The following is a 9,514-nucleotide window of genomic DNA, read 5'->3' on the forward strand; positions in this document are numbered from 1 at the left end:
TTACGGCGGTGCGCGGCCGCAAGGTGGCGGAAACGGCGGCGGAAGCCACGGTGGTGGCGGTGGCGGAGGAGGCGGCGGCGGTCCGGAAGACTTCCGTCACTGACGATGCCGGCGCTTTCTGCCATGGCCGGATGAAAAAAAGCCGCTCCGGAGAGCGGCTTCTGGATTGGGCGAGCGGGCGGTCGTACGGCCCGCAGCCTGACCGGCTGCGCGTTGCAAGCAGCCGATCGGGCTACCCCTGTCAGTCGTCGAGCAGCGACAGGTCGCGCACGGCGCCCTTGTCGGCGGACATGACCAGCTTCGCGTAGGCCTTCAGCGCGGCGGACACCTTGCGCGGACGCGGTTGCGCCGGCTTCCAGCCCTTTGCGTTCTGCTCTTCGCGGCGGCGCGCCAGTTCCTCGTCCGACACCAGCACGTCGATCGTGCGGTTCGGGATGTCGATGCGGATCTTGTCGCCGTCACGCACGAGGCCGATTGCGCCGCCCGCTGCCGCTTCTGGCGAGCAATGGCCGATCGACAGGCCCGACGTGCCGCCCGAGAAACGGCCGTCCGTCAGCAGCGCGCATGCCTTGCCGAGGCCCTTCGACTTGATGTAGCTGGTCGGATAGAGCATTTCCTGCATGCCGGGGCCACCCTTCGGGCCTTCGTAGCGCACGATCACCACGTCGCCCGCCTTGACCTTGTCGTTCAGGATGTTTTCGACTGCTTCGTCCTGCGATTCGGTCACGTGCGCCGTGCCTTCGAACACGAGGATGCTCTCGTCGACGCCGGCCGTCTTCACCACGCAGCCGTCGAGCGCGATGTTGCCCGTCAGCACGGCGAGGCCGCCTTCCTTCGAGAATGCATGCTCGTACGAGCGGATGCAGCCTTCGGCGCGATCGAGGTCGAGGCTCGGCCAGCGCGTGTTCTGGCTGAACGCGACCTGCGTCGGGACGCCGGCCGGGCCGGCCTGGTAGAACGTGCGGACCGCTTCGTCCTGCGTGCGGACGATGTCCCACTGGTCGAGCGCATCCTTCAGCGACGGCGTGTGCACGGTCGGCACGTCGGTGTGCAGCTTGCCGGCGCGGTCGAGCTCGCCGAGGATCGCCATGATGCCGCCTGCGCGGTGCACATCCTCGATGTGGTACTTGTTCGTGTTCGGCGCGACCTTGCACAGCTGCGGCACGACGCGCGACAGGCGGTCGATGTCCTTCATCGTGAAGTCGATGCCGGCTTCCTGCGCGATCGCCAGCAGGTGCAGGATCGTGTTGGTCGAACCGCCCATCGCGATGTCGAGCGTCATCGCGTTCTCGAATGCCTTGAAGCCCACCGAGCGCGGCAGCACGCGTTCGTCGTCCTGCTCGTAGTGCTGGCGGGTGAGTTCGACGATGCGACGGCCGGCGCGCTTGAACAGTTGCTCGCGGTCGGCGTGCGTGGCCACCACCGTGCCGTTGCCGGGCAGCGACAGGCCGAGCGCTTCGGTCAGGCAGTTCATCGAGTTCGCGGTGAACATGCCCGAGCACGAGCCGCAGGTCGGGCAGGCCGAGCGTTCGACTTCGGCGACTTCGGCGTCGGAGTACGACGGGTCGACGGCGATCACCATTGCGTCGACGAGGTCGAGCTTCTTCACTTCGATGGCCTTGGTGACCGGGTTCGCGAGGCGCGTCTTGCCCGCTTCCATCGGGCCGCCCGACACGAAGATCACCGGGATGTTGAGGCGCATCGCGGCCATCAGCATCCCCGGCGTGATCTTGTCGCAGTTCGAGATGCACACCATTGCGTCCGCGCAGTGCGCGTTCACCATGTATTCGACCGAGTCGGCGATGATGTCGCGGCTCGGCAGCGAATACAGCATGCCGTCGTGGCCCATCGCGATGCCGTCGTCGACCGCGATCGTGTTGAATTCCTTCGCGACGCCGCCGGCAGCCTCGATCTCGCGCGCGACGAGCTGGCCGAGATCCTTCAGGTGCACGTGGCCCGGCACGAACTGGGTGAACGAGTTGACGACCGCGATGATCGGCTTCGAGAAATCGTCGTCTTTCATGCCGGTGGCGCGCCAGAGCGAGCGCGCACCTGCCATGTTGCGGCCGGCGGTGGAGGTTTTGGAACGGTAAGTGGGCATTGTCGTTGCTGAAGAAATATCGCGGGAAAAGGGTGGAGGCACGGGGAATAAAGGCCTCTCTCGCGCCCGTGCGAACAACCTCTTGAGCTGCGCCCAGGGCAAACCGGACGATTATCCCACAGCCGCCGCGGGCGTGGCGCCCATGGGGCCGGCACCGGGCGCGGGCGGCGTGCCCGGCGCGGAACGCGGGTGCGGTGGCGGTACGCTCGCGCGACCGGCCCGCGAGAAGGCCGGATCGCGTCTCGATCGCGGATGAATGCGCGATCCGGCCCCGTGCTTCGCGATCAGTCGAGCAGCGTCAGGATCTCGTCGTACAGCGCCTTCGGAATCCGCACGCCGTGCGCGATGCTGCGCGCGCGGGCGTCGAAGCGGCGTTGCGACGGCAGCCGCGCACCCTGCGCGACGATCGATTCGAACATCCGTTCGCCGCGCGCGAGCCCCGTGTCGAGATCGTCGCCGAGGAACACCTTCGGGTCGAACGCGATCACGAGCTCGCCGTGGCACGGCGTCGCGCCGACGCCTTCGTCGAAGTCCATCGACTCGCGGCTCGTCATGTCGCCGATCAGCGCGCCGCCGAGCAGTTCGACCATCGCCGCGAGCGCCGAACCCTTGTGGCCGCCGAACGTGCGCATTGCGCCCTGCAACGCGGCTTTCGGATCGGTGGTCGGCCGGCCGTCGGCGTCGATGGCCCATTCCGGCGGGATCGCCTTGCCTTGCTTCGCATGCAGCTCGATGTCGCCGCGCGCGATCGCGCTCGTCGCGAAATCAAACACGAACGGCACGCCGCCCGGGCGCGGCCACGCGAACGCGATCGGGTTCGTGCCGAACACGGGCTCACGGCCGCCCTCCGGCGCGACCCAGCTATGGCTCGGATTCATCGCGATGCCGACCAGCCCCTCGGCCGCGATGGCCTCGACCTCGGGCCACAGCGCGGAGAAGTGGTAGCAGTGGTTGATCGTCATCGCGGCGATGCCGTGCTGCTTCGCCATCTCGACGAGCACCGGCAGGCCCGTCTCGAAGCTCAACAGCGAGAAGCCGCGATGCGCGTCGACCGAGACGATCGACGACGACAGCCGGCGCAGCGTCGGCACGGCTTGCGGATCGACCTTGCCCTTCTTCAGCGAACGCACGCAGACGAGCAGCCGGTACACGCCATGCGAATGGCATTCGTCGCGCTGGCCCTGCGTGATCACGTTGGCGATGGCCCGCGCATGGGCGTCGGACATGCCGTTGTGCGTCAGCACGCGCAGCGCGAGCGCGTGGACGTCATCGAGCGACAGGACGACTTCGGCGGTGGATGCGGTCATGTCACGCCTCCCGCGGCGCCGGCACGCCGTCGATGCGTTGCGGCACGTTCAGCGGGTTGCCGTTGCGGATCGCGTCCGGCAGCAGCGCGTCCGGCAGGTCCTGATACGACACGGGGCGCAGGAAGCGTTCGATCGCGCGCGCTCCGACGGATGTCGTGCGCGTGTCGGACGTGGCCGGGAACGGGCCGCCGTGCACCATCGCATGCCCAACCTCGACGCCCGTGCCGAAGCCGTTGACGAGAATGCGGCCGGCCTTGCGCTCGAGCAGCGGGCGCAGCGCGGCGAACAGTGCGGCGTCGTTGTCGGCGAGGTGCGCGGCGATCGTCAGTTGGCCTTCGAGCGACTGCAGCACGCGATGCAACGTGTCGGCGTCCGGGCAACGGACGATCAGCGAAGCGGGGCCGAAGACTTCGTCGCGCAACTCGGGATGCGCGATGAACGCATCGGCCGAGGTCGCGAGCAGCGCCGCACGGGCCTGCAGGCGGTTGCCTTCGGCGCCTTGCGCCAGCAGTTCGACGGCAGTGTGATCGTGCAGCGCCGCGACACCTTGTTCGTAGCTGGCGTGGATGTGCGGCGTCAGCATGGTTTGCGCGGGCGCTGCACGTACCGCAGCGGCGGCCGCTTCCTCGAACGCGCGCAGCGCGGGCCCGTCGACGGCGAGCACGAGGCCCGGGTTCGTGCAGAACTGGCCGGAGCCGAGCGTGAGCGACGCGACGAACTGCGGCGCGATCGCATCGTGACGCGCGTCGAGCGCGGCGGGAAACAGTAGCACGGGATTGATCGAACTCATTTCCGCATAGACGGGAATCGGTTCGGGGCGCGCCGCCGCGATATGCATCAGCGCGACGCCGCCGCGGCGCGAGCCGGTGAAGCCGACGGCCTTGATGCGCGGATCGGCGACCAGCGCCTGGCCGATCTCGCGCGACGCGTCGAACAGCAGCGAGAACACGCCGGCCGGCATCCCGCATTCGCGCGCGGCCTGCTGGATTGCGCGGCCGACGAGCGCCGACGTGCCCGGGTGTGCCGAATGCGCCTTGACGATCACCGGGCAGCCGGCTGCGAGCGCCGATGCCGTATCGCCGCCGGCGACCGAGAACGCGAGCGGGAAGTTCGACGCACCGAACACGGCGACGGGCCCGACCGCGACGTTGCGCAGGCGCAGGTCGATGCGCGGCAGCGGCTTGCGCTCGGGGCGCGCCGGATCGATCCGCGCGTCGAGAAAGCCGCCGTCGCGCACGAGCGATGCGAACAGCGCGAGCTGGCCGACCGTGCGGCCGCGCTCGCCTTCGATGCGCGCGCGCGGCAGGCCCGTTTCGATGACGCAGCGCTCGATCAGGTCGTCGCCGAGCGCCATGATGTGGCGGCCGATCGCGTCGAGAAACGCGGCGCGGGCTTCGAGCGACGTTTCGCGATACGCGTCGAACGCGTCGTCGGCGAGCGCGCAGGCCGTCTCCAGGTCGTGCAGGCTCGCGCCGCCGAAAGCGGGTTCGAGCCGTTCGCCGGTGGCGGCGGCGATCGCGTGGAGGGTGCCGTTCTGTCCGGCGACGGCGGACTGGCCGATCAGGAGCTGACCTGTGAGTTGCATGGTTTTCCTCGGAAAAAACAGGGGCCGGGCGTGGGGCGCCCGGCCGAAGGGATCATGGGAAAAGGAACGGGTACGTCAGTCTTCGTCGTCGTCGAGTTGCAGCTTGTCGGCGCGCACGCCGGTATTCGCGCCCCAGTAGTAGATGACGAGCGCGACGGCCGCGACGACGACCGTGTCGTACGGATGCGCAAGCCGGCCCGTGCCGCCGAAGCCGCCGAGATACGACAGCACGATCATCGCGGCGTAGAACGCGATCAGCCACGCGGACGAACGCACTTGCTCGGCGAGGCTCAGGTGCGCGGTCGGCACCCAGCGGCGGCACGCGAGATAGATCACGAACATCACGATCTGCAGGCCGAGCAGCCAGGACACCGTGCTCCAGCCCGACCAGTAGACGATCAGCGCGGCGATCACGAACGACGCGGGGCCGGTGATGCCGAACGCGACCGCACGGAACGGTCGCGGCAGGTCGGGCGCGGTGCGGCGGAGTGCGGCGACCGACACCGGCGCGACCGCATAGCTGAGTACCAGCGCGGCCGACACGATGTTGATCAGCGCTTCCCACGACGGGAACGGCAGCGTCCAGAAGATCGCGAGGCCGAACGTGAGCCACAGGCCCGCGCGCGGGATGCCCGACGCTTCGTCGACGCGCGTGAACACCTTGAAGAAGGTGCCCGTCTTCGCCCAGCCGTAGACGACGCGCGGCGTCGCGTTCATGTAGATGTTGCCGCAGCCGCTCGGCGAGATCATCGCGTCGGCGACGACCATCACCGCGAGCCAGCCGACGCCGAGCGCCAGCGCGATGTCGCGGTACGGCAGCGAGAACGCCTTGCTCACGTCATGCCAGCCGGCGGCGAGCATCGCGGTGGGGATGCTGCCGATGAACGCGAGCTGCAGCAGCACATAGATCAGCGTGGACAGCAGGATCGACAGGATCAGCGCGATCGGGATCGTGCGCTGCGGATTGCGCACCTCGCTCGCGACCGACACGATCGGCGTGAGCCCGAGGTACGCGAAGATGATGCCGCCGGCGGACACGGCCATCTCGATGCCCGGCATGCCGAACGGCGCGAAGCCGTGCACGGTGAGGTTCGCGGGCTTGAAGAACGTGAACAGCACCGCGATCACCGACAGCGGCACGATGAACTTGAAGATGCTGATGATGTTGTTCGCCTTCGCGAACGTCTTCACGCTCGAATAATTCAGGTAAAAGAAGAAGCACAGCAGCGCGGCCTGCACGAGCCAGCCGAGCGTGGTCGGATCGCTCGATCCTTCGACGGTCAGGCCCGGAAACCACGCAGCCGCGTACTGGCGCGCGGCGACGACTTCGATCGCGATCAGGCTCGAAAAGGCGATCAGCGTGATGAAGCCCATCAGGTAGCCGAGCAGCGGGCCGTGCGAGAACACCGGGTAGCGAACCACGCCGCCCGCGCGCGGCAGCGCGGCGCCGAGTTCGCAGTAGACGATGCCGAGCAGCAGCACCGCGAAGCCGCCGAGCAGCCACGAGAAGATGCCGGCCGGGCCCGCGATCGTCGACACGTGACTCGCGGCGAACAGCCACCCCGAACCGAAAATGGCGCCGAGACCGATGAACGTGAGATCGGTCAGCGACAGCTGTTTCTTGAACTTGCCGTGACCCGCGTCGGGGTGCGCGGAACGGGAAAGCGGGACAGACGGGTGAGCGTTGCCTTGGCCTGGCATGGGCGTGTCTCCTAGGGGAATATCGGCACAGGCTTGAGGGGCGCCGCGCTCCGACGGAGCAGCGGCGCCAGCCTGCCGGCCGGCGTCGCCCGGTTCGAACGACCGGGGCGGGCTGCGGGGCGTTCATGCGCGGCGCGGGCTGGCGCTGGCGTGAACAGGCCCGCAGGCCATGCCGGACCGGAGACGGCGGTGTGCAGGGGGTAAGCCCGCGCGCCGCCGCAGGGGGAGTCGATCAGAGACCGACGTCGGGCAGCGCCGGGCGCGTTTCGAGCGCCTTCGCGACGATGGCCTTCACTTCCGCGAGCGTGTCGCCCTGCAGCGCGAGGCGCGGCGGACGCGTGATCGCGCTGCCGCGGCCGACCAGCTCTTCGCACAGCTTGATGCACTGCACGAGGTCGGGGCGTGCATCGAGGTGCAGCAGCGGCATGAACCAGCGATACAGCGCGAGCGCTTCGTCGAAACGCTTTTGCTTCGCGAGGCGGAACAGCGTCTCGCCTTCCTTCGGGAACGCGTTCGACATGCCCGACACCCAGCCTTCGGCGCCGACGGCAATGCTCTCGACCACGACGTCGTCGAGGCCCGCGAACAGCACGAAGCGATCGCCGACCGCGTTGCGCAGGTCGATGAAGCGGCGCGTATCGCCCGACGAATCCTTGAAGCAGACGATGTTCTCGCAATCCTGCAGCGCGATCAGCACGTCGGGCGTCACGTCGTTCTTGTAGATCGGCGGGTTGTTGTAGACCATCACCGGCAGGTCGGTGCTGGTTGCGACCGCGCGGAAGTGCGCGGCGGTTTCGTGCGGCTTCGCCGAGTAGACCAGTGCGGGCATCACCATCACGCCGTCGACACCGACGCGCTGTGCTTCACGCACCGTGTTGCGCGCGAATTCGGTCGTGAACTCGGCGATGCCGGCGATCACGGGAATCTTGCCGCCGGCGGCGTCGCGTGCGGCTTCGATCACCTGGAGCTTCTCGCTCGTCGACAGCGACGTGTTTTCGCCGACCGTGCCGCAGACCACGAGGCCCGATACGCCGTCGTTCACCAGGTTCTTCACCACGCGGTGCGTGGCGTCGATGTCGAGGGAAAAGTCCGGCTTGAACTGGGTGCTGACGGCCGGGAAAACCCCGGTCCACTGAATGGCGTTTCGGCTCACTTCAATCTCCTACGTGTTTGTATCGGTCGGCCGACAGGTGTCGGTGTGGCAACCAGTATCGCCGCGCAAATGCCCATCACGCTTGAGTCGTATCGCGGAGCAAAATGACGAAATCGGCACAGCGACCGGACGGCGCGGGAAGGGCGCTTCGCACTATGCCGATTTCGTCGTCGTCCTCATCGAAAAGCCACAAGCGGGCGGACGCGCGACGGAGGAAGCTGTGCTCCTTTCCCCACTTCGGACGGCTCATGATGAAGCGCATCCAGATCATCGATTCGCACACGGGCGGCGAACCCACTCGGCTCGTCGTGTCCGGTTTCCCCGCGCTCGGCAGCGGCACGATGGCCGAGCGCCGCGACGTGCTCGCGCGCGAGCACGACCGCTACCGCACCGCATGCATTCTCGAACCGCGCGGCAGCGACGTGCTGGTCGGCGCGCTGCTGTGCGAACCCGTGTCGCCCGAGGCGGCGGCCGGCGTGATCTTCTTCAACAATAGCGGCTATCTCGGGATGTGCGGGCACGGCACGATCGGCGTCGTGCGCACGCTGCACCATATGGGGCGCATCGCGCCCGGCGTGCACCGGATCGAAACGCCCGTCGGCACCGTCGAGGCGACGCTGCACGACGACCTGTCGGTCAGCGTGCGCAACGTGCCCGCCTATCGCCATGCGAAGGGCGTCGCGCTCGACGTGCCGGGATACGGCCCCGTGAAGGGCGACATCGCGTGGGGCGGCAACTGGTTCTTCCTGATCAGCGACCACGGGCAGCGCGTCGCCGGCGACAACGTCGCGGCGCTCACCGCGTACGCGTCGGCCGTGCGCGAAGGGCTCGAACGCGCGGGCATCACCGGCGCGAACGGCGGCGAGATCGACCATATCGAGTTGTTCGCCGACGATCCCGAACACGACAGCCGCAGCTTCGTGCTGTGCCCGGGTCTCGCATACGACCGTTCGCCGTGCGGCACCGGCACGAGCGCGAAGCTCGCGTGCCTCGCGGCCGACGGCAAGCTCGCGCCGGGCGCCGTGTGGCGGCAGGCGAGCGTGATCGGCAGCGTGTTCCAGGCGAGCTACGAGCAGGCCGAAGGCGGCATCGTGCCGACGATCCGCGGCAGTGCGCACCTGAGCGCGGAAGCGACGCTGCTGATCGAGGAAGACGATCCGTTCGGCTGGGGTATTGCGCCGTGAGTGACACGAAGACGGATGTCGTCGTGATCGGCGCCGGCATCGTCGGCGCGGCGTGCGCGCACGAACTCGCGCAGCGCGGGCTGCGTGTGCTCGTCGTCGACGACGCGAGCGGCGGGGCAACCGGCGCGGGCATGGGGCACCTCGTCGCGATGGACGACAACGCAGCCGAACTCGCGCTGAGCCATTACTCGATCGAACTGTGGCGCGCGCTGAGCGGCGAGATGCCCGAAGGGTGCGCGTACCGCAACTGCGGCACGCTGTGGCTCGCCGCCGATGCGCACGAAATGGATCTGGCGCGCGCGAAGCAGGCGACGCTGGCCGCGCACGGCGTGGCGGGCGAACTGATCGACGCAGCGACGCTCGCGCAACTGGAGCCGATGCTGCGTGCGGGCCTGGGCGGCGCGCTGAAGATTCCCGGCGATGCGATCCTCTATGCGCCCGTCACCGCGAACTGGCTGCTGCAGCGGGCGCCGCGCATCACGT

Annotated in this window: 8 protein-coding genes; 3 read left to right on the forward strand and 5 right to left on the reverse strand. The window is 68.4% G+C overall.

The genetic code is table 11. The features are described 5' to 3' along the window. Window positions 1-308: hypothetical protein (locus G3N99_RS27890; protein WP_206123997.1), on the forward strand; the 308-nt coding region annotated here is incomplete at its 5' end. Here G3N99_RS27890 and ilvD read toward each other — a convergent pair. From ilvD to G3N99_RS27915, 5 genes are all read right to left on the reverse strand, one after another. Continuing rightward, the gene (gene ilvD, locus G3N99_RS27895) at window positions 242-2,101 is read right to left on the reverse strand and encodes a dihydroxy-acid dehydratase (RefSeq protein ID WP_174932275.1); all 1,860 of its coding nucleotides are present in this window, start codon (window positions 2,099-2,101) and stop codon (window positions 242-244) included. The two genes, G3N99_RS27890 and ilvD, sit on opposite strands and share 67 nt — an antisense overlap. A 284-nt stretch (window positions 2,102-2,385) precedes the next feature. Next, the gene (locus G3N99_RS27900; protein WP_174935756.1) at window positions 2,386-3,408 is read right to left on the reverse strand and encodes an Ldh family oxidoreductase; all 1,023 of its coding nucleotides are present in this window, start codon (window positions 3,406-3,408) and stop codon (window positions 2,386-2,388) included. Between the two features lies 1 nt (window position 3,409). Beyond that, window positions 3,410-4,993, reverse strand: coding sequence for an aldehyde dehydrogenase (NADP(+)) (locus tag G3N99_RS27905; RefSeq protein ID WP_206123998.1), 1,584 nt, complete (start codon window positions 4,991-4,993; stop codon window positions 3,410-3,412). Window positions 4,994-5,068: 75 nt separating this feature from the next. Continuing rightward, window positions 5,069-6,694, reverse strand: a complete 1,626-nt coding sequence (locus tag G3N99_RS27910) for an APC family permease (protein ID WP_174935754.1) — start codon at window positions 6,692-6,694, stop codon at window positions 5,069-5,071. A 232-nt stretch (window positions 6,695-6,926) separates the two neighbouring features. After that, window positions 6,927-7,847, reverse strand: coding sequence for a dihydrodipicolinate synthase family protein (locus G3N99_RS27915; RefSeq protein WP_006484863.1), 921 nt, complete (start codon window positions 7,845-7,847; stop codon window positions 6,927-6,929). A 251-nt stretch (window positions 7,848-8,098) separates the two neighbouring features. Between G3N99_RS27915 and G3N99_RS27920 the strand changes: the two genes are divergently transcribed. Together G3N99_RS27920 and G3N99_RS27925 are read left to right on the forward strand one after the other, a co-directional pair. Continuing rightward, entirely contained in the window at window positions 8,099-9,031 is a 933-nt protein-coding gene (locus tag G3N99_RS27920) for a 4-hydroxyproline epimerase (RefSeq protein WP_174936196.1), read from the forward strand. Continuing rightward, a partial coding sequence (locus G3N99_RS27925; RefSeq protein ID WP_206123999.1) for an FAD-dependent oxidoreductase occupies window positions 9,028-9,514 on the forward strand: 487 nt, incomplete at its 3' end. The genes G3N99_RS27920 and G3N99_RS27925, both read left to right, overlap by 4 nt.

The sequence above is a fragment of the Burkholderia sp. Ac-20392 genome (assembly GCF_017104585.1).
Classification (GTDB): domain Bacteria; phylum Pseudomonadota; class Gammaproteobacteria; order Burkholderiales; family Burkholderiaceae; genus Burkholderia; species Burkholderia lata.